At 35.4% G+C, this 24,812-nt stretch carries 23 protein-coding genes; 16 read left to right on the top strand and 7 right to left on the bottom strand.

Going from position 1 to position 24,812, the window contains the following annotated elements:
- Positions 1-40 precede the first annotated feature (40 nt).
- Complete coding sequence (locus FC46_RS00495) at positions 41-862, bottom strand: AraC family transcriptional regulator (RefSeq protein WP_057797079.1); 822 nt, start codon at positions 860-862, stop codon at positions 41-43.
- A gap of 214 nt (positions 863-1,076) precedes the next feature.
- On the opposite strand from FC46_RS00495, the gene gtfA reads away from it, so the two are divergent.
- Positions 1,077-2,519 (top strand): sucrose phosphorylase, encoded by a 1,443-nt coding sequence (gtfA, locus tag FC46_RS00500; protein ID WP_057797080.1) that lies wholly within the window; start codon positions 1,077-1,079, stop codon positions 2,517-2,519.
- 139 nt (positions 2,520-2,658) lie between these two features.
- Positions 2,659-3,972: a UDP-N-acetylmuramate--L-alanine ligase gene (gene murC, locus FC46_RS00505; RefSeq protein WP_057797081.1), complete on the top strand. Its 1,314-nt coding sequence runs from the start codon at positions 2,659-2,661 to the stop codon at positions 3,970-3,972.
- 203 nt (positions 3,973-4,175) lie between these two features.
- Here the strand turns inward: murC and rlmD are convergent, their stop codons facing one another.
- Positions 4,176-5,582, bottom strand: coding sequence for a 23S rRNA (uracil(1939)-C(5))-methyltransferase RlmD (gene rlmD / locus FC46_RS00510; protein WP_057797082.1), 1,407 nt, complete (start codon positions 5,580-5,582; stop codon positions 4,176-4,178).
- A 122-nt stretch (positions 5,583-5,704) separates the two neighbouring features.
- On the opposite strand from rlmD, the gene recX reads away from it, so the two are divergent.
- On the top strand, positions 5,705-6,520 hold the full coding sequence (gene recX / locus FC46_RS00515) for a recombination regulator RecX (RefSeq protein ID WP_057797083.1): 816 nt from the start codon (positions 5,705-5,707) through the stop codon (positions 6,518-6,520).
- Between the two features lie 15 nt (positions 6,521-6,535).
- The gene (locus FC46_RS00520; RefSeq protein WP_057797084.1) at positions 6,536-7,018 is read left to right on the top strand and encodes a hypothetical protein; all 483 of its coding nucleotides are present in this window, start codon (positions 6,536-6,538) and stop codon (positions 7,016-7,018) included.
- A 24-nt stretch (positions 7,019-7,042) separates the two neighbouring features.
- Here FC46_RS00520 and FC46_RS00525 read toward each other — a convergent pair whose 3' ends face one another.
- Complete coding sequence (locus FC46_RS00525) at positions 7,043-7,504, bottom strand: hypothetical protein (RefSeq protein WP_057797085.1); 462 nt, start codon at positions 7,502-7,504, stop codon at positions 7,043-7,045.
- Positions 7,505-7,608: 104 nt separating this feature from the next.
- On the opposite strand from FC46_RS00525, the gene FC46_RS00530 reads away from it, so the two are divergent.
- Both FC46_RS00530 and FC46_RS00535 read left to right on the top strand, forming a co-directional pair.
- Complete coding sequence (locus tag FC46_RS00530; RefSeq protein WP_057797086.1) at positions 7,609-8,481, top strand: hemolysin family protein; 873 nt, start codon at positions 7,609-7,611, stop codon at positions 8,479-8,481.
- On the top strand, positions 8,481-10,052 hold the full coding sequence (locus tag FC46_RS00535) for a peptide chain release factor 3 (protein ID WP_057797087.1): 1,572 nt from the start codon (positions 8,481-8,483) through the stop codon (positions 10,050-10,052). The genes FC46_RS00530 and FC46_RS00535 overlap by 1 nt, the downstream gene beginning before the upstream one ends.
- Positions 10,053-10,093: 41 nt before the next feature.
- Here FC46_RS00535 and FC46_RS00540 read toward each other — a convergent pair whose 3' ends face one another.
- Entirely contained in the window at positions 10,094-10,375 is a 282-nt protein-coding gene (locus FC46_RS00540; protein WP_057797088.1) for a DUF1827 family protein, read from the bottom strand.
- 136 nt (positions 10,376-10,511) lie between these two features.
- Positions 10,512-12,722 carry an ATP-dependent Clp protease ATP-binding subunit gene (locus tag FC46_RS00545; RefSeq protein WP_057797089.1) on the bottom strand — a complete coding sequence of 737 codons (2,211 nt, stop codon included), beginning with the start codon at positions 12,720-12,722 and terminating at the stop codon, positions 10,512-10,514.
- Between the two features lie 269 nt (positions 12,723-12,991).
- Here FC46_RS00545 and FC46_RS00550 point away from each other — a divergent pair, with 269 nt between their 5' ends.
- The 7 genes from FC46_RS00550 to FC46_RS00580 all read left to right on the top strand — a co-directional run bounded on the left by FC46_RS00550 (position 12,992) and on the right by FC46_RS00580 (position 21,126).
- Entirely contained in the window at positions 12,992-13,174 is a 183-nt protein-coding gene (locus FC46_RS00550) for a hypothetical protein (protein WP_057797090.1), read from the top strand.
- A gap of 114 nt (positions 13,175-13,288) precedes the next feature.
- Positions 13,289-13,555, top strand: a complete 267-nt coding sequence (locus tag FC46_RS00555) for a phosphocarrier protein HPr (protein WP_057797091.1) — start codon at positions 13,289-13,291, stop codon at positions 13,553-13,555.
- A complete protein-coding gene (gene ptsP, locus FC46_RS00560; protein WP_057797092.1) occupies positions 13,555-15,288 on the top strand; it encodes a phosphoenolpyruvate--protein phosphotransferase in 1,734 nt (577 codons plus the stop codon). Before FC46_RS00555 ends, ptsP begins: the two co-directional genes overlap by 1 nt.
- 230 nt (positions 15,289-15,518) lie before the next feature.
- A complete protein-coding gene (gene spxA, locus FC46_RS00565; protein ID WP_057797093.1) occupies positions 15,519-15,917 on the top strand; it encodes a transcriptional regulator SpxA in 399 nt (132 codons plus the stop codon).
- A gap of 140 nt (positions 15,918-16,057) precedes the next feature.
- Positions 16,058-19,279: a mucin-binding protein gene (locus tag FC46_RS00570; protein WP_057797094.1), complete on the top strand. Its 3,222-nt coding sequence runs from the start codon at positions 16,058-16,060 to the stop codon at positions 19,277-19,279.
- A 141-nt stretch (positions 19,280-19,420) separates the two neighbouring features.
- Positions 19,421-20,161 carry an adaptor protein MecA gene (locus tag FC46_RS00575; RefSeq protein WP_057797095.1) on the top strand — a complete coding sequence of 247 codons (741 nt, stop codon included), beginning with the start codon at positions 19,421-19,423 and terminating at the stop codon, positions 20,159-20,161.
- Positions 20,162-20,238: 77 nt separating this feature from the next.
- Positions 20,239-21,126: a competence protein CoiA gene (locus FC46_RS00580; RefSeq protein WP_057797133.1), complete on the top strand. Its 888-nt coding sequence runs from the start codon at positions 20,239-20,241 to the stop codon at positions 21,124-21,126.
- Here the strand turns inward: FC46_RS00580 and FC46_RS00585 are convergent.
- Positions 21,101-21,730, bottom strand: coding sequence for a DsbA family protein (locus FC46_RS00585; RefSeq protein WP_057797096.1), 630 nt, complete (start codon positions 21,728-21,730; stop codon positions 21,101-21,103). The two genes, FC46_RS00580 and FC46_RS00585, sit on opposite strands and share 26 nt — an antisense overlap.
- A gap of 81 nt (positions 21,731-21,811) precedes the next feature.
- Positions 21,812-22,432 carry a CYTH domain-containing protein gene (locus tag FC46_RS00590; protein ID WP_057797097.1) on the bottom strand — a complete coding sequence of 207 codons (621 nt, stop codon included), beginning with the start codon at positions 22,430-22,432 and terminating at the stop codon, positions 21,812-21,814.
- Between the two features lie 70 nt (positions 22,433-22,502).
- Between FC46_RS00590 and yjbM the strand changes: the two genes are divergently transcribed.
- From yjbM to FC46_RS00605, 3 genes are read left to right on the top strand one after another with little or no spacing between them, the layout of a single operon-like run.
- On the top strand, positions 22,503-23,135 hold the full coding sequence (gene yjbM / locus FC46_RS00595) for a GTP diphosphokinase (protein ID WP_057797098.1): 633 nt from the start codon (positions 22,503-22,505) through the stop codon (positions 23,133-23,135).
- A complete protein-coding gene (locus FC46_RS00600) occupies positions 23,132-23,938 on the top strand; it encodes an NAD kinase (protein WP_057797099.1) in 807 nt (268 codons plus the stop codon). Before yjbM ends, FC46_RS00600 begins: the two co-directional genes overlap by 4 nt.
- On the top strand, positions 23,922-24,809 hold the full coding sequence (locus tag FC46_RS00605; protein WP_057797134.1) for an RluA family pseudouridine synthase: 888 nt from the start codon (positions 23,922-23,924) through the stop codon (positions 24,807-24,809). The genes FC46_RS00600 and FC46_RS00605 overlap by 17 nt, the downstream gene beginning before the upstream one ends.
- Positions 24,810-24,812 lie beyond the last annotated feature (3 nt).

Below are 24,812 nucleotides of genomic sequence, written 5' to 3' on the forward strand. Positions count from 1 at the left end.
CATTATCTCAACTTTTATTTGAATCTACAATGATGGAAAATTACATTCTGAAATTCTTCGGGCTTAATCCGTTATAACGTTTAAATGCTTTAGAGAAAGTAAATTCGTCACTATAACCAACTTCTCCTGCAATTTTCTTGATTGGCTCATCTTTTGTCTTTAATAATTGTTTTGCTTCTTCCATGCGAATTTTTATTAAAAATTGCTGCGGCGATAAAGCTAAATTTTTCTTAAACAGAGAATACAAGTAGCTACGCGAAATATTTAATTTTTGACACAAGTCAGTAATATTGCAGCTACTATCTCGAAAATTATTTTCTAAATAAATTACTGCTAACTTCAAATCATTTTTCGACGTATCAGTATTCTTAGATTTTGGATTGGGATACTCAGTGAGTAGGTAATAAAAGGTATGATACAGCAGCGATTCAATTAGTAAGTCGTTGGCCAATGAAGATGGTAAGTGAATTGCATCAAACAACTGAAAAAGATAATCCTTAAACTTGCTATCTTGCATCTGACGCAAGTAATTTTTTTGACTCAAAAGTGAATTCTGAAAAATTGACGAAATTCTGGTTCCCGATAAGCCAATCCAAAAATATGACCATGGATCCTCACTATCTGCTTGATAAAAACAGGGAACATCTTTGGGTAAGATAAATATATCACCAGCTTTTAATTGTGTAACTGGATGATTAGCAGAAGAGAAGATTCCTTTTCCTTTTTGCACATAATGGATAACATAATTGTCGCGAACGTTATTACCCTTAAAAATATAATTTGGCTGACAATTTTCTTGGCCAAAGAATAAAATATTACTTTCAATTCCTTGACCAGAGAGTGTTCGATATTCACCGTCCATTTTGCTTTTGCCTTTCTACGATTTTGACATAAAAAACATGTCTATATGTTTATCAGAATATTATTCATAACCTAATTATAGCATTTGAGCGTTGAAGCATGGCGAAATGTTTTGAACTTAAAAAGACAATAAATTAATGAATAAATCTATGGTTAACTATTCGATAAAAAACAATAATATTAATAGAAAGCGGTTAAAAAGGAAAGGGAAAACTATGTCAATTACTAACAAAGTAATGCTAATTACATATCCTGATAGTTTGGGGAAGAACATCCATGAGTTATCAGAAGTTCTAGCAACTGATCTTAAAGGCGCAGTTGGTGGGGTTCACTTATTGCCATTCTTCCCATCAACGGGCGATCGTGGCTTTGCCCCTACAGATTATTCAACTGTTGATCCAACATTTGGTGACTGGTCAGATGTTGAAAAGTTAGGTGAGCAATATTATTTGATGTTTGACTTTATGATTAATCATATCTCAAGACAATCAAAATATTACCGCGATTTTCAAAATAATAAAGATAAAAGTCCTTATGCCGATTTGTTCTTAAGTTGGGATAAATTCTGGCCTGAAGGTCGACCAACTCAAGCTGATGTTGATTTGATTTATAAGCGTAAAGATAAGGCACCATATCAAGAAATCACTTTTGCTGATGGAAGTAAGGAAAAGCTTTGGAATACGTTTGGTCCAGAACAGATTGATCTTGATATTAGAAAAGAAGTTACTAAGAACTTTATCAAGCAAACTTTAAGCAAATTAATCGATCACGGTGCAGATATTATTCGCTTGGATGCCTTTGCTTATGCGGTTAAAAAACTTGATACCAATGACTTCTTTGTTGAGCCTGAAATTTGGGATCTACTTAATCAAGTACAAGCTGATATTGCTTCAAAGGGTGCAATGATTTTACCAGAAATTCATGAGCACTACTCAATGCCATTCAAGATTGCCGAGCATGATTACTTTATCTATGATTTTGCTTTACCAATGGTTACTTTATATTCATTATATAGCGGTAAAACGAATCGATTAGCTGCATGGTTGAAGAAGTGTCCAATGAAGCAATTTACAACGCTGGACACACACGATGGAATTGGCGTGGTTGATGCAAGAGACATTTTGACACCTGAAGAGATTGACTATACTAGTAATGAACTTTACAAGGTTGGAGCAAATGTTAAGAAAAAATATTCAAGTGCCGAGTATCACAACTTAGACATTTACCAAATCAATACAACATATTATTCTGCTTTAGGTAATGATGATAAGAAGTACTTTATGTCACGGCTTATTCAAGTATTTGCACCGGGTATTCCACAAGTTTATTATGTAGGGATGTTAGCTGGTAAAAATGATATTAAGCTTCTTGAAGAAACTAAAGAAGGTCGAAACATTAACCGTCACTATTATTCAAGAGAAGAAGTGGCTCAAGAAATAAAGCGTCCAGTTGTGGAATCCCTGCTTAGATTATTTACTTTTAGAAATCAAGAAGCCGCCTTTGATTTAAATGGCTCAATTCAAATTACCACACCTACTGAAAATACAATTCAAATCGATCGCTATAATCAAGATCAGTCTCGCCATGCACAGCTTCAAGCTAACTTGAAAGATTTAACTTATCAAGTGAATGTGAATGGTGAACAAGTAACTTTTTAAATAAGAAAACAGATATTTCCTCTCAAGCAAAAGCTTCAATTAATTTCGGGGCTTTTGCTTTTTACTCTAACCAGGAAAGCGGTAAAAATGTTAAAATAAAAGACGAATATTTTTGACTGTTAATTTTGGAGAAAAATATATGTTAGATAAAAACAAAGAAGTTTGGTTTATTGGAATTAAAGGTACCGGTATGGCATCTTTAGCATTACTTTTGCATGACTTAGGTTACAAGGTTGCTGGTAGTGATATTGAAAAGTACACTTTCACACAAGTACCACTTGAAAAAGCTGGCATCGAAGTTAAAGACTTTGATCCAGCAAATATTAAGAGTAACGATGAACAAGTAATCGTTAAAGGAAACGCCTTTAAGGAAGAAAATCCAGAAGTTAAGGCTTGTCTTGATAAAGGAGTTGAATGGCAATCTTACCCAGATACTGTTGAAGAAATTGTGCAAGCTCATACTTCAATCGGTATTTCAGGTACACATGGTAAGACTTCAACTACCAGTCTTTTGTCACACGTTTTAGGTGAAGTTGCTCCAACGTCTTACTTAATCGGTGATGGTCGCGGTAAGGGTGTTGAAGGTTCACGTTTCTTTGTATATGAGGCTGATGAATATCGTCGTCACTTCTTGGCATATCATCCAGATTACCAAATCATGACTAACATCGACTTCGACCACCCAGATTACTTCAAGGATCAAGCTGATTACACTAGCGCTTTCCAATCAGCAGCAGATCAAACTAAGAAAGCTTTATTTGTGTGGGGTGATGACAAGCGTTTGCAATCACTTAAGACTGATATTCCAAAATACACTTATGGTTTTAAGGATACAGATGGCTTTCAAGCTAACCAGATTGAAAAATCAACTACTGGTTCTAAGTTCCACGTTTTGGCCCATGGTAAGGATCTTGGTGAATTCGAAATTCATTTATTTGGTGACCACAGTATTTTAAATGCCACTGCTGTTATTGCAGTTGCTTATACTGAAAAGGTACCAATGGATGATATCCGTGATGGTATGCTTACTTTCAAAGGTGCTAAGCGTAGATTTAGTGAAAAAGACTTCGGCGACATTGCTGTAATTGATGACTACGCACACCACCCAACTGAAATGCGTGCAACTATCCAAGCAGCTCGTCAAAAGTTCCCAGATAAGAAATTAGTCGTTGTCTTTCAACCACATACTTTCTCAAGAACTAAGAAGTACCAAAAGGACTTTGAAGAAATTTTACGTGATGTTGATAAGGTATACGTTACTCCGATTTATGCTTCAGCGCGTGAAGCAAATGGGGATATTTCAAGTGAAGACTTGGTTAAGAATATCCCAGGTTCAGAAGTAATTGACTTGGACAACATTCAAGATTTAACTAAGAACAAAAACTCTGTCGTTGTCTTCATGGGTGCTGGCGATATTCCTAAGTATGAAGATGCTTATGAAAAGTTGCTTTAGTTAAAAATAGGGTAGTATAAACTATATTAGTCCCCACAATAGTGGGGGGTGATCCAAGAGTAGTACTGTGTACTTTTGGAATAAAATATATTTTCCTCACGTATGTGGGGTTGAAAAAAGCCCAGAAATTCATTAAAAATAATGAATTTCTGGGTTTTTATATCTGGGTTAAAAATCTAGTTTTTTTTCAGACACTTTACGGATTATTTTCTAAGTGTTAATTTCACAATGCATTCACAGCGAGGCGTCTGTGGAAGCATATCAACATTTTCAATCAAGCGTACATCATAGGCCTCGCTAAGTAAGACGAGATCTTGAGCTAAAGTTGAAGGATTGCATGAAATATAAACAAATGTAGTCGGTTTAACTTGAAGCAAGGTCTTAATTAAACTTTTGGCAAGACCTGTTCTTGGTGGATCAACAATTAAAGCATCGATTGGTAAACCACCGCGTTTTAATTCGGGTAAGACTTTTTCGACGCTTCCTTGGAAGTAGTCAGCATTTCTGATGTGGTTAATGGCAACATTGTGTTTAGCATCTTCAACTGCTTCAGGAATGGTTTCAATTCCCACTACTTGCTTTACACGATCTGCTGCTAAAATACCGAGAGTTCCGACACCACTGTATGCATCAATTAAAGTTTGATCAGGAGTTAAATCTAAAAACTTAAGGGCTTCAGAATAAAGAGTTTCTGTTTGAACAGGATTTAACTGGAAGAAGGCGCGAGGAGATAACTCGAACTTTCTATCTAAAATCACTTCAGTAATTTGATTCTTACCTAATAATTTTTCAGTTTTATTGCCCCATACTTGTGGGTTTCGCCAATCAGTTTCATTTTGATAAACACTGACAACATTAGGTAAATCCATAATTTGCTTAGCTAAAGTCATCAAATTCTTGATCTTGTGACCAATAGTGATTAAAGTGGCTTGAATTTCCCTTGTGGCTTCAGATTGACGAACAACGATTGTCTTAATTCCATCTAAATGTTTTCTACGATCAGCAATAAAAACATGATTTTTATCAATTAAGTCTTTAATTGCACGTTCAGTTTCCTGAGTATCCTTACTTTGAGTAGGCATTACTGGCAAGTCAATCAAATTATGTGAGTTTGGTTCATAAAGTCCCAGCTTACTCTTACCGTGATCGCGTTCAATTTGGTAAGAAGCCTTATTACGATAATGCCATTGGTCTGGTGCTGGAATAGTATTTTTAACCTTATATTTGGCATAGCCGCGAGGATGAAATTTTTTCAGAGCTTCGAGCACATTGTCTTTTTTAAACTCAAGTTGCTTCTCATAACTTAAATGAGCAAGCTCAAGTCCGCCAATATTTGGATTAACCTTTTCAGGAAAAGCAACACGATCAGGGCTCTTTTCCTTAATTCTGACTAATTCGGCTTCAATGTAGTGTGGATATTCCTTGAGGATCTTGGCTACAACAACTTCATTTGGTAAGGCACCGGGGATAAAAATAATTTTCTTGCGGTAGTAACCAATTCCTTCACCGTTAATACCTAAACGTTTAATGGTAATAATGACATTTTTTTCTTTTGCCTCTTCGCGTTTTTTGTTAAATTTGCGAGGAGTATTTTTGTAATTATTCTTCATTCTCTATTCTTTCTACAAAAATCAACAACGGTTTGATTATCATTCTACTACCTAAAAAAAGTTCTTAGCAAGTATTAAAAATATTTGTTAGCATGGATTCTATAGATAGAAAGGAAATTAAGATGGCAATCATTAGTAAAGTAAGTGCACAAAAAAGACCAGGCCGTTATAATGTTTTCTTAGATGATAAGTATGCCTTTTCTGCTAGTGAAAAAACTTTGGCTGAATTCGTCCTTTTAAAGGGAAAAGAATTAACTGATGAAGATATAGCAGAAATTCAAAAATTTGATGCAGATGCAAAAGCTAGTGACTTAGCTGCACGTTTTTTGAGCTATGAACCAAGAACAGTTTATGAAGTTTTACAATATTTAAAAAAGCACGAAATTTCAGATGAAGCAGCTAATAGTGCAGTTTCTGAATTAACTGAATTGGGTTTTTTGAATGATGATCAGTATGTTCAAATTTTTATTCAAAACGACTTGCGTGTTGGTAATGATGGAGCAAGAAGTTTAACGCAGAAATTAAGTCAAAAAGGTGTTGATCCTGAAATTATTCAGACCCATCTTGATGAGGTGGCTGAAGAAGACTGGATTACTGTCGCTCAGCGTGTTATTAAGTCGATGCATCATCAAGTGGGAAAATTGTCAGCTAGAGAAATATCACAAAAAGTGCGAACTAAATTAATGAGTCACGGTTTTGATGATGGTCTTAGTCAAGCGGTTCTTAACGAGCTTGATTTTGAAGGCAGTGAGGATGAACAAAAAGAGGCTTTAAAAAGACAAGGAATTAAGGCTTATAAAAAATTTCGACGCTATGATAAAAGCGAGCAAAAGTTTAAAATAAAAAGGTACCTGTATTCACATGGCTTTTCATCAAGTGAAATTGATGCCTTTTTAAATGGCGAAATAATTGATTTAGATGAGCTTGAAGAATATTAGAAAGAGGATTTAAGAATGACAAAGACAACAGTTGGAAAGAGAATTTTTATTGGCAAAGTCTTCATGCCTAGTATGATGGATGAACAAAAATCTTTTGCAGCAGCCAATATGGAAGCTGAAAATGATGAAATTTTACAAAAATTTTTAGCTGATAATAAATTAGATAATAAACGTGCAATTATGTATGCCTTTGGTGCAGAAAGCTTTATGTATTGGTATGGTGTAGTTACTGAGAAACCTGTCGAGGTACCAAAGGGCTTAATGAAGTATGAACTTCCAGAAGGTGAAGTGGTTGAAGAAAAAGAAAATGGCGCTATTGCCAGCTTCAATATGCCAGCCAATTTTATTGTTAAAGGCTTCTTTGAAAAGGTTGTTAATGAAGGAATTGCAGTTTATGAAAATCCTGGCGACAGTCCTAAGCCATATTTTGTTGAGGAACTAGATATGGATCAAAGTGAGATTATTGGTACGTGGTATCTTGATCAAGATGAAGACTAAAAAAGAGCACTACAGTGCTCTTTTTTAGTGTTGTTTAGGGTCTATTGATAGATTGTCGTATTCAACGTAGGCTCCGAGACAAGTTGAAACAAACATGATTAATAAAACAATTCCAGTTGCATTGCCAACGATTGCATCCAGTGTTAAATAGTTGCGAACTAAGAAAGTCGCAATAAAGCAAAGCACAAAGTCCAAGATCATATTAGCAACAAGCAAAACATAACGACGGCGAATACTAAAAAAACGCAATAATTGCTTTAATAAATTGTCGCTTGTCTGCATTGCAAGTAAATCAACGGGACGTTGGATAGTGGCTTTAATTGCAAACATGATTAGTGAGCCAACAAAAGCCCCGATAATTGTTCTAAAAATATCGCCTGAATGAAGGACTAAAGCATTATAGCCAATTCCGATGATTGTTAAGCTGCATAAGTATGGTATCAGTAATAAAAAAACGAATACTAACAGCACATGACTTTTTTTCATATCATTGAACCTCATTTCTTAAAAGTATTCTACCATATAATATTGGTCTCTATGCTATAATGTGTTTATTTAAAGACTTTTTGATAGAAAGAGAGAAACGCATTATGAGTAGCGACCCTGCTTCGGAAAATTTATTTAATCGTTTAAAGAATAGATTTTCTAATGATTCGGCTGAAAATAGTAAAGAACATTTAGCCAAAGAAATTGAAAAGCTTCATCAGAATAAAGAAATTAGCGATTCAGAATTTTCAATGATGGAAGGGCTTCTGGATTTCCAAGGCAAAACTGCCCACGAAGTAATGGTTCCACGTCTTGATGCTTTTATGGTTGATGCAAATGTTCCACTTAAAGACAACTTAGATGAAATTTTGCGTGAACCATATTCAAGAATTCCAGTGTATCAAGGCGATAAAGATAAAATTATTGGGGTAATCCATATTCGCGCATTACTTCGCAAAGCTAGAAAAGTTGGATTTGACAACATAGATTATTCTGATGTAATGTATAATCCGCTTTTTGCAGCAGAAACTGTTGAATTAGGTGATTTATTAATAGAAATGCAGAAGACCCAGCGTCAACTAGCAATTTTGCTTGATGAATATGGTGGTGTGGTTGGTCTAGCTACCATTGAAGATTTAATCGAAGAAATTGTTGGTGATATTGATGACGAAGTTGATCATGCCGAAATTCTATTTAATCAAATTGGTAAAAACAAATATCTTATCTATGGTAAGATGACAGTTGCTGACTTTAATGATGAGTTTAAAACTGATCTTGAATTGCCGGATGTTGATACGATGGCTGGATATTTAATTACCAGACTTGGTGTAATTCCAGCAAAAGGGGAAAAACTAAGTGTCACTCTTGATAATGGCATGACTTTAACAACCGGGAGAATGAAAGGATCAAGATTGTTGACTATTTTGTTAACAATTCCTGAACAAGAGGATAAAGAGCAAGGAGAAAATAGAAGTTAATGAATAAAGAACTTTTGGATAAAGTTAATAAAAGAAGAACTTTTGCAATTATCTCACACCCTGACGCAGGGAAGACAACTATTACTGAACAATTGCTGCTATTTGGTGGTGTAATTCGCAAGGCTGGTACCGTTAAGGCACGTAAGACTGGGAATTACGCAACTAGTGACTGGATGGAAATTGAAAAAAAGCGTGGTATTTCTGTTACTAGTTCTGTGATGCAATTTGAGTATCAGGGCAAGCGCATCAATATTTTGGATACACCTGGCCACCAAGACTTCTCAGAAGATACTTATCGGACGTTGATGGCGGTAGACGCTGCTGTAATGGTTATTGACTCAGCAAAAGGTATCGAACCTCAAACCAAAAAATTGTTCAAGGTTGTTAAGAAACGTGGTATTCCAATTTTCACCTTTATGAACAAGTTAGACCGTGATGGTCGTCCACCACTTGATTTGATCGCGGAACTTGAAGATTTGCTGGGGATTGAAGGTGTGGCAATGGATTGGCCCATTGGTTCTGGGCAAACTCTTAAAGGTCTTTATGATATCGCTAATAATCGCGTTGAACTTTACCATAAAGATGGTGATGATCGCTTTATTCCACTTGATAAAGACGGACAACTTCCTGATAGCGAAAGCCTAAGTCAAGATCCGCAATTCGAAGAAACTTTGATGGATATTGATTTGATCAAAGAAGCTGGCAATACTTTTGATCGTGAAAAAATTGCTAAAGGTGATCAAACTCCTGTATTCTTCGGCTCAGCTTTGACTAACTTTGGTGTAGAAACTTTCTTGAATAGTTTTGTTGATTTAGCACCTGCACCAAGTAGTCATAAAGTTAATGGGGATGAAGAATTAAAACCAGAAGATCCAGAATTTTCAGGTTTTGTTTTCAAAATTCAAGCTAATATGAATCCTAACCACCGTGATCGAATCGCCTTCGTTAGAATTGGTAGTGGTGAATTTAAGAAGGGACTTGATGTTACCTTAGCAAGAACTGGCAAGCAAATTCGGTTGAATAATGCTACTGAATTTATGTCTAGTGAACGTGTCCAAGTTAGTGATGCTGTTGCTGGAGATATCGTTGGTTTGTATGATACTGGTAATTTCCAAATTGGTGATAGTATCTATGCAGGTAAGCGCAAGGTTGAATATCCATCACTTCCAGAATTTACTCCGGAATTATTTATGAGGGTAACTGCTAAGAACGTGATGAAGCAGAAGTCGTTCCATAAGGGGATGAATCAACTGGTTCAAGAAGGTGCTATTCAGCTTTACCGCAATTATGCAACTGATGAATATATTTTGGGTGCAGTTGGTCAATTACAATTTGAAGTGTTCAAATTTAGAATGCAAAATGAATATAATTCTGAAGTAGAAATGACCAGTATTGGCCATCGTGTTGCTCGCTGGATCGATCCTGATCAACTTGATCCTGCAATGTCCAATAGCCGTAACCTACTTGTTAAGGACCGTTATGATAATCCATTATTCTTATTTGAAAATGAATTTGCAGAACGTTTCTTCCAGGACAAGTATCCTGATGTAACATTGACTGAAAAATTATAAGCAAAAAAATAAGCCGGACGCTAATCCGGCTTATTTTTTGTTTATTTATCAATATGAACTTCAACGACACGGCGACTATTGTCTACGGTTAAAGTATAAGTTGTATCGTGATTTTTAACTAAACGTTTAATTACGAATTCAACTTCATTTTCACGAATTCTTCGATCGTGATTTTCTAAAGCAATTCCAATGGCTTTATTACTTTCAGTGTAAATGACTGAAGTATTGCCTAAAGAATAAACCTTAACGTAAGTTGCATCGGTAGTGTTCAATTGACTATGAACTAATTCTGAATAACTATTAGTTACGTCTATTAAGTGCATGGAATTCACCTGTTTCTCTACTTTCTTCCTCAATTTTAGTATAACCTAAATTGTAAAATTAGTTTATAAAAATGTAAAAGAAAAGAGGAAAAGCTTTGATGTTTTCCTCTTTCTTTATCGTTTGTTTAGTGTTTACTTATTCAGCATCTTGTTCTGAATTGTCTAAGTCACTAATCACGACTTTACCTTCGATGTTATCAGCTAACAAGTTCTTACTTGCAGGATGGTCAAGCTTGAAGTCGGCAACTTTATCTTCAATTTCTTCTTGAATAGTTCTACGAAGTGGACGAGCACCCATTGTTGGGTTGAAGCCTTCATCAACAAGCTTTTCCTTAGCTTTTTCAGTTACATCAATGTGTAAGCCTTGATCCTTAACCATATTGTTGGTATTTTCAAGCATTAAATCTACAATTTCAATTAAGTCTTCTTTTGTTAGCTCATTGAATTCAATCACATCATCAAGTCTGTTTAAGAATTCTGGCTTAAAGAATTGAGTCATTGAATTTCTAGCTGATTCTTTTTCTTCTTCATTATTTTCAGCTGCAAAACCAACACTTGTATTCTTGATTCCTTGACCAGCATTAGAAGTCATAATGATAATTGTATCTTTAAATGATACAGTTCTACCTTGTGAATCAGTCAAACGACCATCATCAAGGATTTGAAGGAACAAGTTCATTACATCTGGGTGAGCTTTTTCAATTTCGTCAAGTAAGATCAAGCTGTATGGGTTGTGACGAACTTGCTCTGTCAATTGTCCAGCTTCTTCGTAGCCTACATAACCAGGTGCTGAACCAATTAATTTAGAAACTGAATATTGTTCCATGTATTCAGACATGTCGAAGCGAATCATCGCATTTTCTGAACCAAACATTTGCTTAGCAAGTTGCTTAGCGAGTTCAGTCTTACCAACACCAGTAGGTCCTACAAAGAGGAAGGAACCGATTGGACGACCAGATTTATTGAAACCAATTCTATTACGACGAATTGCACGAGCAACTTTTTGAACAGCTTCGTCTTGACCGATTACATGACCTTCAAGATCAGTAGCTAAGTTTTGTAATTGCTCTTCTTCTTGTTTTTGAATATCGCCAACAGGGATGTGGGTCTTTTCTTCAACAATCTTATTCATGATCTTATCGGTGATAGTTGGTGCTTTATCAGGATCAACATTTTGATCCTTCATCTTATCGTATTTTTCGATTTGATCACGGTAGTAAGCTGCTTTTTCGTAATCTTCATTCTTCAAAGCATCTTGCTTAAGTTGTTGAGCTGCATCAATTCTCTCCTGCATCTTTTCCTTATCAATGTAAGGAATAGTCAAGTTCATTCTTGATCCGGCTTCATCTAGCAAGTCAATGGCCTTATCTGGAAGGAAACGATCTTGGATGTAGCGAGATGAAAGCTTGGCTGCAGCTTCAACAGCAGTATCAGTATATTTAACATGGTGGTAATCTTCGTAACGTCTTTGGATACCTTTCAAAATCTTGATAGTTTCGTCAATTGAAGGTTCCTTGACTTCAACTGGTTGGAAACGTCTTGCTAAAGCAGAATCTTTTTCAATTTCACGGTATTCCTTAATAGTAGTTGCACCAACTAATTGGAGTTCCCCACGAGCCAAAGCAGGCTTAATGATGTTACCGGCATCCATACCGCCTTCAGCATTACCAGCACCAACAATTTCATGGATTTCGTCGATAAAAAGGATAATGTTAGGATCGCTTTGTAATTCTTTGATCAACTGTTCCATTCTTTGCTCGAACTGACCACGAATTCCAGTACCTTGAACTAATGAAACAACATTTAAAGCAATAACTCGCTTATCTTGAAGCTTAGCTGGGACAGAACCGTCAACGATTTGTTGAGCTAATCCTTCAACAACAGCAGTTTTACCAACACCAGCTTCACCGATTAAAACTGGATTATTTTTAGTTCTTCTGTTTAAAATTTCAATGACACGGGCAATTTCTTGATCACGACCAATAACTGGATCGATTTTGCCTTTCTTTGCAAGGGCAGTTAAATCAGTACCATATTGGTCAAGTAGAGAACGTCTACCGTTACCAGCATTGCCATTGCCGCCACCCATTTGCATTCTTGGGTCTTGAGGGTTTGGATTGTTATTTGCAGCGTTTCGATTATTTCCATTTAAGGCGTTAAATAGCTCATCAAAATCGCCAAAAAATTCATTATTATCGTTATTCATATTGTTATTACCTGAATTTCTCTGATTAGATCTAAGTTCTTGATAGCATTGTTGACATAAATTAATTTCACGACTTTGGCCATTCAATGTTGTGTATAAATGAATGGAGGCAGGTCGCTCATGACAATTTTCACAAATCAATATTGTTAACCGCCTTTCATATTGAACTTGAGTAAATTGTATGATTAGCACTCGATAAAGTCAAGTGCTAAGTCTTGAAAAAGCTTATTTTTTGTAAGAAATTAATTTTTGAATCTTTGTATTTTTCTACCATAAAAGTTAGAAATTTATAAGGCACATATTTTAGAAATGGTAAAATTCATTACAAAATATTGATTTTAAAGACTTGGTAGTATATAAACTAGTATATTAACGGAATTAATTATAGAATTTTGAAGTGTGGTGATAAGATGGATTATCAAAAAATTTTGGATCAATTAGTTAGTGGAGAACTTAAAGAGTACCGTGTTGAACCCAAAGATGCTTTTGATTTTCAAAGAGTATTGCGAGATTATGGCAAGAGACAGAATATTACCGGTCGCGCCGAAAGAGGGGGCAGCATTGTCTATACCGGTTCTAATAGTGATGACTAAATGATGAAAACTGTTACATTTATGTTGTGTAAACAGTAAAAAAATGATAATCTATTATCCGAATGGGTAATTATTACCGATTAATTTTTTTCGAAATAAAAGGAGATATTCAAAATGGAAAAACGCGATTTTCATATTATTGCAGAAACTGGTATTCACGCACGTCCAGCTACTTTGTTGGTACAAGCTGCTTCAAAGTTTGGTTCAGACGTTAATTTGGAATACAACGGCAAGTCTGTAAACTTGAAGTCAATCATGGGCGTTATGTCACTTGGTGTTGGTCAAAATGCTGACGTTACTATCACTGCTGAAGGTGACGACGAAAAGGATGCTTTGGAAGCAATTGCTGACACTATGAAAAAAGAAGGTTTAGCTGAATAATGACCAAGACTTTAAACGGAATTGCTGCAAGTGATGGTATCGCCGTTGCTCCAGCATATCTTCTTGTTGAGCCTGATCTTTCATTTACTAAATCCTCAATCAGCGATATTGATTCAGAAGTAGCTCGTTACAAGCAAGCTATTGCTGATTCAACTACTGAAGTTGAAAATATTCGTGACGTTGCTAAGAAGACTTTAGGTGAAGAAGAATCACAAGTCTTTGAAGCACACTTGATGATTTTAAATGACCCAGAATTTACTGGTGCTATCGAAAATGAAATCAAGGATCAAAAGGTTAATGCAGAAGCTGCATTAGATGAAACTGCTCAAAAATTCATTTCAATTTTTGAAAGCATGACTGATAATCCATATATGCAAGAACGTGCTGCTGATGTTCGTGACGTTTCAAAGCGTATTATGGCTCACTTACTTGGTAAGACTTTACCAAACCCAGCTTCAATTGATCACGAAGTTGTTGTTGTTGCTCACGATTTAACTCCAAGTGATACTGCACAACTTAACAAGAAGTATGTTAAGGGCTTTGTAACTGATATTGGTGGTCGTACTGCCCACTCAGCTATTATGGCTCGTTCACTTGAATTACCTGCTGTTGTAGGTACTGATTCCATCACTAAGGATGTACAAGATGGTCAAGAATTGATCGTTGATGGTCTTGATGGTGCAGCAATTATTGAACCAAGTAAAGAACAAGTTATCGAATACAAGCACAAGGGTGACGCCTTCCTCGAACAAAAGGCTGAATGGCAAAAGCTCAAGAATGAACCATCTGTAACTGCCGATGGCAAGAAGTTTATCATCGCAGCTAATATTGGTACTCCAAACGATATGCCAGGTGTTCATGAAAATGGTGCTGAAGCTATTGGTTTGTACAGAACAGAATTCTTATACATGAATTCTTCTGATTTCCCAACTGAAGATGCTCAATTTGAAGCTTATAAAGAAGTTATTGAAGGTATGGATGGTAAGCAAACTATCATCAGAACCATGGATATCGGTGGTGACAAGCACCTCGATTACTGGGACCTACCTGAAGAAATGAACCCATTCTTAGGTGTTCGTGCTATTCGTTTGTCACTTCAAAACGAGGACATCTTCCGTACTCAATTAAGAGCTTTACTTCGTGCATCTGCTTACGGTCCATTAGGAATTATGTTCCCAATGATCGGTACTTTGGGTGAATTGCGTAAAGCTAAGGCAATCTTGAACGATGAAAAAGATAAGTTGATCAAGGATGGCGTTAAAGTTGGTGACGATCTTCAAGTAGGTATGATGATCGAAGTTCCAGCTGCAGCTATGCTTGCTGATCAATTTGCTAAGGAAGTTGACTTCTTCTCAATCGGTACCAATGATCTTATCCAATACACATTGGCTGCTGACCGTGGAAACGACAGTCTTTCATACTTATATCAACCATATAACCCATCAGTACTTCGCTTAATCAAGCACACTATTGATGGTGCCCATGAAAATGGTATTTGGGTTGGTATGTGTGGTGAAGCTGCTGGTGATGAAATCATGTTCCCAATTTTACTTTCAATGGGACTTGATGAATACTCAATGAGTGCAACTTCAATCTTAAGAATCAGAAGTTTAATGAAGAAGTTAAACACTGCTGATCTTAAGGAATTAGCTAACCAAGCTTGCTTTGTATCAGAAACTGCTGACGATAACGAAAAGTTAGTTAAAGATTTCATGGCTAAACTTGAAAAATAATTAAAAAGAACAAGGTGAAAAAATTTCATCTTGTTCTTTTTAATTTTTTAATAGATTTACAATTTCTCAAAAATTAATTCATACTTTCTTCACGATTTCTAAGTAAGATAAAGATGGATGGAAAAGTAAAGATTATTTTTAAATAACTTACAAAAAGAAAGTAAGCGTGTTATACTTAATGTATGGTAAATGTTGTATACGATTATTTGTTCTAAGGAGCGTGAAATTATATGGTAGATTTATATGTATCTCCTAGTTGTACCTCATGTCGAAAGGCAAAGGCATGGCTCGAAAAGCATAGTATTCCTTTCAGGGAAAGAAACATCTTTTCAGAACCATTAACTAAAGGTGAAATTTTACAAATTTTGCGTATGACAGAAAATGGTACTGAGGAAATTATTTCTACCCGCTCAAGAGCTTTTCAACAACTAAAGATCAATTTAGACGATTTATCAATTGATCAGTTACTTGCTCTCGTGGAAAAGAATCCTAATTTATTAAGAAGACCGATCATTATGGATGATCGTCGCTTACAAGTCGGTTATAACGAAGATGAAATTCGTCGCTTTTTACCAAGAAAAGTTCGTCGACTTGAATTGGCTGAAGCGCAAAAGATCGCAGATCTATAAAATAACAACTGAATATAAAATAAAATATTAGCTTGACTGCTAATATTTTTTTATTCTTTTTATTTCAAATTAAATAATGTGTGTTATTATAAAATCGAAGAGAAAATAACAGAGGTTATTAAAACACGAGGTATAGAGTAATGAAAATTAAAGATGCGGTTGCGGAAAGAAAACAGCATTTTTCAATCCGCAAACTAACAATAGGTACGACATCTGTGTTATTAGGAACTACTTTATGGTTAGCAAATAGTAGTAATATGGCACACGCTGACCAAGCTGATGGTAATTCTGATACCACACTTGTCACCAATGAAGTAAAAGATACCGAAACAACTTCTGAACAAACTGATAAAACAGATCAAAATCAATCGACTCAATCTTCTGAACAAGTACAGACAAATGGCGAAAATGCAGAAGCTAAGGCTGAAGTAGCTAAAAATGTAGAGGTTTCAGCTACAGAACTTCCTGCGCAAGACAATAAGATCTCAGAAGATGCGGTTAAAGTAGAAGATAAGACTGCTAATACTGATTTAAAGAAGACTGAACAAGAATCTTCTGATAAAAGTGCTAATGCTGAAAAAGGTAGTACTCAAGAAAATACTCCAGTAATTACTAATAATAAAAAAGTCGAAGAAACTGCTAAAGATGATGTTAATAAGACTTACAACATCACTATCACAGCAAATAATGTCGCCAGCAAGGATGGAAAAGTTAAAACATCCAATTCTGTTTGGGATTATAACTTTAAAGATGGTGTTTTAAGTCTTAAAGATGTCAAAGATGGCACTAGAATTTATTCTTTAGGTGTTGCACCAACCGGTTATAAATTGTTAAATCCAGAAGTCTTGGAACAAAACTTCAGAATGGAAGGAAATACTGCATACGTAAATGGTAAAGATGCAAATGTTACTTTAAAGTATGCACCAATTTCTCCAATCTTAATTAAATATGTTGATGAAGATAGCGGTGAAGTGTTGTCATCATCATCTGTTGGTGCAAATACTTCCTCTACAGCAAGTCTTGAATATCAAGCAGGGGATGAGGCCGCAATTGGTCCGTCGAAATTCTTGGCTCACGCAATTGACATTCCTGGATATGAATTAGTAGGTGATGCTACATTCATTGACACGTATAATAATGTTCAATCATTGGGTAATTACAATTATCAAGTTGTAACTTTCAAATACAAGAAGGTTATGGATAATCCAAACCCTAAGCAAGAAAAAGGTTCTGGTGCACAATACGGGGAATACTTTGGACCTCAATGGAGCACCATCGATCCAGCTGATGCGTTTAACTTAACAGGCGCTAAAGGATTAACATATGAGCATGATAATGGTGATGTTGAAGCCAAAGTTGATGCCTTAGCTAAAAAGTATGAAAATCAAGGCTACACTTATGTAGGTACTTTTAATTACCATTACAATACTGACTATTACAACTGGAATGAAGCAGCAACTTCAGTTAACTTGGTACCAAATAAGGATGTTACTGTTAAGTATGTTGATCAAAATGGTAATGAATTAGCTTCAGAAGATATTTTATCAGGTAATCCTAACAACCCAGATCAAACTAACAATGGTATTAACAATAAAAATCACTGGTACTCTGCTGGTGAATGGGAAGCAACTCCTAAGACAATCAACGGTTACACTTTAAGAACTACTTATGGTGCAACTAAGGGGAAATATACTCCTTATAAATATGTAGTAACTTTTGAATATGCTAAAGATACTACTGGTAAGGTTATTTACATTGATGACACTAACAACAGTACTTTGAAGACAGATTCTCTTACTGGTTTTGTTGGTGACAAGATTGATTACTCAACTACATCATCAATTGCAGACTATGAAAAGCAAGGATATGTTTTAGTATCTGACAACTTCTCAGCTGATAAGACCTACCAAGACAATGCTGACGAAAACACTTTTGAAGTTCACTTCAAACATGGTGTAAAGCCAGTTACTCCAGAAACTCCTACTCCTGAAGTACCAAAGACTCCAGATGGTAAGACAGTTGTTAACCCAACTGATTTAACTAAGAAGGTTAACTTAACTGTTAACTACGTAAATGAGGACGGTACTCAATTTACTGGAACTGTTCCAGCAAATGCTAAACAAACTGCAACATTTACTGGTGTTGCTTATGTTGATACAGTTACCGGTCAATTAGTAAACGCTAAGCAAGAAAATGGTAGCTGGGTAATTGATGAAAGTAACACCGCTACACCACAAATCACTTGGACTAGTGACAAAACTTCATTTGAAGGTGTAACTTCACCAACTGAAAAAGGTTATCACGTAACTAATGTTTCTGATCACGCTGATGGCACAAACGTTGCCGCAATTACTGGTTTGACTAAAGACAGTGGCGACATCAACATTACTGTAACTTATACTAAGAACGGTGAAGAAGTTGTTAACAAGCAAAATCTTCCGGCTTCTCAAATTGTTCAATACGTTGACGACCAAGGTAATGTTCTTCGTGAAGAAAAGAAGCAAACTGCAGAATTCACCTACTCCGGTGATACTAAAGATACTGTAACTGGTGAAATTACTAAGCAAGGTTCATGGAATGAAACTTCACACAACTTTACTGCAGAAGAAGTTCCAGTAATCGATGGTTACGTTGCGGTATCTGGTTACACTAATAACGACGGCAAGTACGTTGCAGGTGGTTTTGTTGCAACTAACACCGGTTCTAATGAAGAACGTAATAAGGTATTCAAAGTTGTTTACAAGAAGATTGGCAAGATTATTCCAGTTGGTCCAGATGGTAAAACTCCAATTCCAGATGCACCAACTCCTAGCTACCATAATGATCCAACCAATCCAACAGCAGTAGTACCCAATGAACCTGTACCAAATGTTCCTGGTTACAAGCCAAGCGTTCCAACTGTAACTCCAGAAAAACCAACTGAAGATACTCCAGTTGTTTACACACCAGATACGCCAACACCTAAACCAGAAGAACCAACCGGTCCTGTAGATCCAGTAACACCAGAAACTCCAACTAACCCAACTACACCACAGACTCCACAAGAACCTGAAAATGTAGTTCCACATCCAGAAACACCGGCAACACCGGATACTCCAGATACGCCAGCTCCTACTCCTCATGCATCAGTAGATAATACTAAGAAGACTAAGTCAACTACTGTTGTGCCTCACGCTACAGTAGCAAAGAATACTGAAGTACCTGATTCACCAGTTCGAACAACTAATAATCCTGAAGAAAATACTCTTCCACAAACTGGTGAAGATGATACTACTAAAGCAACAGTTGCAGGTGCAGCGATAAATTTGATTTCTCTGTTAGGTTTATCAGGCTATGGAAAACGCAAGCGTCGTAAGAATTAATATATTTAAATCAGAACTTCCAGAAATGGAAATTCTGATTTTCTTTTTCTTTCAAAAAAATTAAAGACTAACACTTTTGTTTTATTTGAAAAGTAGTGTACTATTGTAATAACAGGAAAATAACTATGGAGGTGAAAATCTATGAAAATTAAACGAATTGATGAAAATACAATTCGGGTTCGTATTAACAATGATGAACTTGCAGAGCGAGGCTTAAAGGTTCTTGACTTACTTGGAAATAGAGACAAGATTCAACAATTCTTCTATTCAATTTTGTCAGAAGTTGATACTGACCATACTTTCACAAAGGATGCTCCAGTTTCATTTCAAGTGATGCCAAATAGTAGTGGGTTAGATGTGCTAATTACTAAAGTTAATAGTGGAAATACTGAAGAGCTGCAGAAAATGCTCAGTTCAAGTGACTTCGATGATAATAACGATGAAGAAGATGAGGATTCTAGAAGAAGTTTCTTTGATTTAGATCCAAAAGATGACCCGAAAACAGAAATTGATCCAGGACAAGTTGTTAAGCATAGTTCATTTTTGAATGCAGAAGATGAAGAAGATTATTGGAACTTCCAAGATACTCATTGCTATAAGTTCGATGATTTAGGTTTAGCAACAGCATTAGCAGATAATTTGAGATCAGATAATATTGCTTCTAGCTTGTATTTATACAAAGGACAATATTTTATGAAATTGGTATTTGTTAATGATGATTTTGCGGAATTAACACCTGCTGATGCTTGGGCAATTGCTAATGAATTTGGTATCAAGATTAGCTCTGATGATATGGAAACAATTGAAGAAATTGGCAAACTGATCATTCAACGTGATGCTTTAGGTACTTTACGTAGATATTTTGATACTAACATCAAGTAATTTTTAAGAAAAAGTAAAGAAAGAGAAAGAGCGAGTAAAATCTTGCTCTTTTTTCGTATTTAATAATGGGCGATAAAATGTATGCAGCATTATTAAATAAAAGAATAGTTTTGGCAGTTGATGAGGCAAATTTAGTTCGAAATAATGAGAAAAAGTTGAATTATGAAAATTATCGATGTCCACAATGCCACAAAAAATTGATTTTGATTATTTCTGAGAGCAAGAGCGCGTTTTTTAAACATTTGGCACAATGTAGATCACAATATGGTGAAAAAGAAGAGCATCATAATTCTAAGATGCTTCTGAAATCCGCTTTTACTGCAGCTGGGTTCGATGCTAAAGTTGAGGTTCCGCTAGCTGATGGTGGTATTCGAGCGGATGTCTTAATTTCTGAAAAATTGGCAATTGAAGTACAGTGTGCACCTTTGAGTCAACGTGAATTTATTCACCGGCACAATTTATATCAGCAAGTTAAAATATTAGATTTATGGATTGTTGGAAAGCGTCATTATCTGAATAAGCAGCTTAAAGAGACGCAATTAATCTTTTTTAGAGAAAACAAAAATTGGGGTACATATTATCTTGAGGTGAATCCACAAAAACAAGTTCTGCAGTTGAAATACAATATTTGGCAAGAGCCAATGACACGAAATTTGGTTTATCAAACTAAAATTTTTTCTTTAGATGAATGTGGTATCAATGAATTTTGGCATTTTAAAGCGAAAAAGAAAATCTTCCAGTTAAATAAAAATGATCAAAAACAATATCTTTGGCGTCAGATTCATCAAAAAACTAATTTAGGACATAAAATTGCGAGTCAACTTTATGAATTAGGAATGAATATTGATGATCTGCCAGACAAAGTCTTTAGCCAATTTCGTAAGCCAGGTGAAATTGATGGGGTGAGTAAGTATTTGTGTAACAAAAAAGGCCCTGCGCCTAAATTAGACGCAGATGACCTGTAAACATTTCATTAAATTGTTTGGGTTGATATGCCTCATTTTCTGGCATAAATAAGTTGATTAGTTCTTCATGAGTAATCATGTTTTCAACTAACATCCCAGTTTGACTAGCATCATTCTCATTAAAAATTACCGTAGTAGGTGTTTTTTTAACATCCCATTTTGCAGCGAGTTCTTGATCTTGTTTAATTGATTCTTTAATATAATTACTATTTTTCAACGATTGAATAGACTTAGGATTGATCTTCAGATTGTTTATTGCTGTACTGAACAAGTCAGAATAATTATGATCAATCGTATTTTCATTCAACTGATTTTGTAATTCTAAAAGAAAATCCCTGGCTTTTTTATTACCATTAGTAAACCTAATTGCATGGTAATATTCTAATGCTTTATTTGTGATCAAAGTATAGAAAGAAAATTGGCACAACTTTTGTGCGTTACGTTTGCGTCTAATCATGTCGTCTTGAACGATGTGTACATTCGCAATCGGCACAAGATGATAAGAAACTTCAATGTCCAATTCGTCAATAGTTCTTTGAATTCTTCTTTCAATATCGTAGCAGTAGATGCCAATTGGATTAATGAAGAGAAAAATCTCAAACATATCAATAACCTCGCTTAACTGAATATCTCAGTTATTACTTTAGCAAGAAACTTAAAAACAGACAACGAATTTGACTTGATTTTAGATTCTATGGATACTTGCTCTGGCAATTTTGTTTTGATTGGTATTTTCTACAGTTTGTTTAAAACCAAAATCTGCTTCTAATTTTAGTAAAACTTCTTTGATTAGAGCTGGATTAGTGTTTTCAATTTCAAGCTCATAATCTGAATACCCATCTGGATATGAAGTTGCGTCTAAAGTTAATTCACAATCTTTTGGTCCAGTAGATAAAGTACGGTTTGTTTTACTCCAAGTAAACAGCTGTAAGTCCTTCTGCTGGTTTGTAAAATGTTTACTCAAATATTGACCAATATTACCTTGAAAAGTAAACATGTTCTTGTCTTTAGCTTGCTTAACGAGTTCCTTTGCCTTATCCAAAGGAAGATCATCATTAATTTCGATTACTTCATGGAATTTTTCTTGTATAGGTCTAAGGTCAGGAACTTTCATTGTTTGTTCAGCATGATCGGCATATATTCTGATTCGTAAACTAATTTTATGTTCTTTTAAAATTTTATTAGGCGTATCAAAATAATAATTTTCTTGAATGAAGTTAGACTTAATTGGAAAGGCAGACTTCATTTCTTTATAAACGTTTTTATCTAAAATAGTTTTTGCTTCAATTTCACGATTTTTGCTCATTTTTATTCACTCCATCTATTCCTTATAATTATATGTTAAAATCAATGTGTTTAGGAAAGGAATTTTTATTATGAATTTAGATTGGGATAACTTCTTATGGCCTTACACCGAAGCGGTGCGAGAGCTAAAAATCAAATTTCGTTCTTTAAGACAAAGCTTTTTAACCAAAGGGGAACACTCTCCAATCGAATTTGTAATTGGCAGAGTGAAGACAGTTGATTCGATTAAAGAAAAGATGCAACGTCGTGTGATCAGTCCAGAAGTAATCGAAACTGATATGCAAGATATTGCTGGAATCAGAATCGTAACACAATTTGTCGATGATATTTATAAAGTGGTTGATTTAATTCATGCTCGCGATGATATGGAAGTTGTAGAAGAACGGGATTATATTCAAAATGCCAAGCCATCTGGTTATCGTTCCTATCATATGGTGATTTCTTACACTGTTTATCTTCCTGAAGGGCCTAAAACTTTAATTGCGGAAATTCAAATTAGAACTTTAGCTATGAATTTTTGGGCTACAGTAGAACATACTTTGAATTACAAATATAAAGGTGAATACCCAGATGATATTTCTGCTCGGCTTAAATCTACTGCTGAGGCCGCATATCAACTTGATGAGGAAATGTCTTCAATTAAGGATGAAGTTCAAGAAGCCCAGAAGATTTTTACAAAGAATAAGGGTAAAGAAAAATCATGAAAGTAGCTGTCGCTCATAATAACAAGCCTCTGACTTTGGAAGTGGCCGGACAAATTAAAGAATTACTGAAAGAAAAAGACTTTATTTTAGACGAAAAATATCCGGATATTGTCATCACTGTTGGTGGAGATGGTACTTTGATAAATGCTTTCCACCGCTACGAAAATCAGGTTGATTCAATTCGTTTTATTGGTGTTCACACTGGGCACCTTGGTTTTTATACAGATTGGCGTAATTACGATATTGAAAAAATGGTGGATGCCTTGTCCCGCGATGATGCGCAAGCTGCTAAATATCCACTTTTGGAAATATCAATGGAAACTGAGAATGGTGAAATCAAGCATTTTTTGGCGTTAAATGAATCGGCTGTTAAAAGGGTGTCTCATACTTTGGAAGCTGACGTTTATATTGATGATGAGCCATTTGAAAATTTCCGTGGTGATGGTTTGTGTGTATCAACACCGACAGGTTCCACTGCTTATGGTAAGTCATTAGGCGGTGCAGTTATTCATCCTCGTTTAAAGGCATTGCAGATGACAGAAATTGCGTCGATCAATAACCGTGTGTTTAGAACTTTATCTTCACCAATTGTAATTGCACCAGATCAATGGATTACCATTGTACCGAATACTGATCACTTCGTCATGACAATTGATGGCGAGCGAAATGACTTAAGGAATGCCAAAAAAATCACCTATCGAATTTCTAAGCATTCAATTCAGTTTGATCGTTTTGGTCACCACCATTTCTGGTCAAGAGTTAAAACTTCATTTATTAGTGATTCAAATAATGACAATCTTTAAATTAACAGTAAAAGAAAAGGATCCCAAAAAATTAGGATCTTTTTTGTTGAAAAATGGTTTTTCAAGACAAGCCATTAATAAATCTAAGAATAATAATGGGCGTATTTTTGTTAACCACAAACGTCGCTACACTAGTTATCATTTGAAAGTGAATGATGAGGTTATCTTTTTAACCGGGGAAGAAAAAGACAATCCCTTTTTGCATCCCTCAAACAATCCAATTGAGATTGTGAAAGAAACCAAAAATTATCTGGTGGTTAATAAAGAAGCTGGTGTTTTATCAATTCCATCCCGTTATGAAGATGATGATGCCTTAGTTAACCGTGTGATGGGTTATTTTGAGCGAAACGGTGAAAAAGAATTGAAGCCGCATGTCATTACTAGATTAGATCGTAATACTTCTGGTTTAGTATTAATTGGGAAAAATGCAGTGGCACATGCTCGCTTTAGTAAGTTAGATAAGCACCATTTTATTAAAAAATATCATGCGATCGTTGAAGGAAACTTTGCTGAAGATGAATTAACAGGGGTAGTTGATCAGCCAATTGGTAAAAAAACTGATGGAGTCAAGCGTAGCGTTATAGCGGATGGTCAGAGTGCGCAAACTGAATATCGAGTTTTAAAACAAAAAGTAAATGCGAGCTTAGTGGAATTACGGCTTTTAACAGGACGGACACACCAAATTCGCGTGCATATGGCCTTTATGGGACATCCTTTGTATGGGGATGATTTATATGGCGGTTCCAATGTTTTTCCGCGTCAGGCACTTAACTGCTTTTATTTAGCTTTTAAAGATCCGTTTAGCGGTGAAAATGTTGAACTTAAAATTAAAGATCCAGTAGATATGGCACAATTATGGGATAGATTATAAAAT

Source organism: Lactobacillus kalixensis DSM 16043 (genome assembly GCF_001434335.1).
Lineage (GTDB): Bacteria > Bacillota > Bacilli > Lactobacillales > Lactobacillaceae > Lactobacillus > Lactobacillus kalixensis.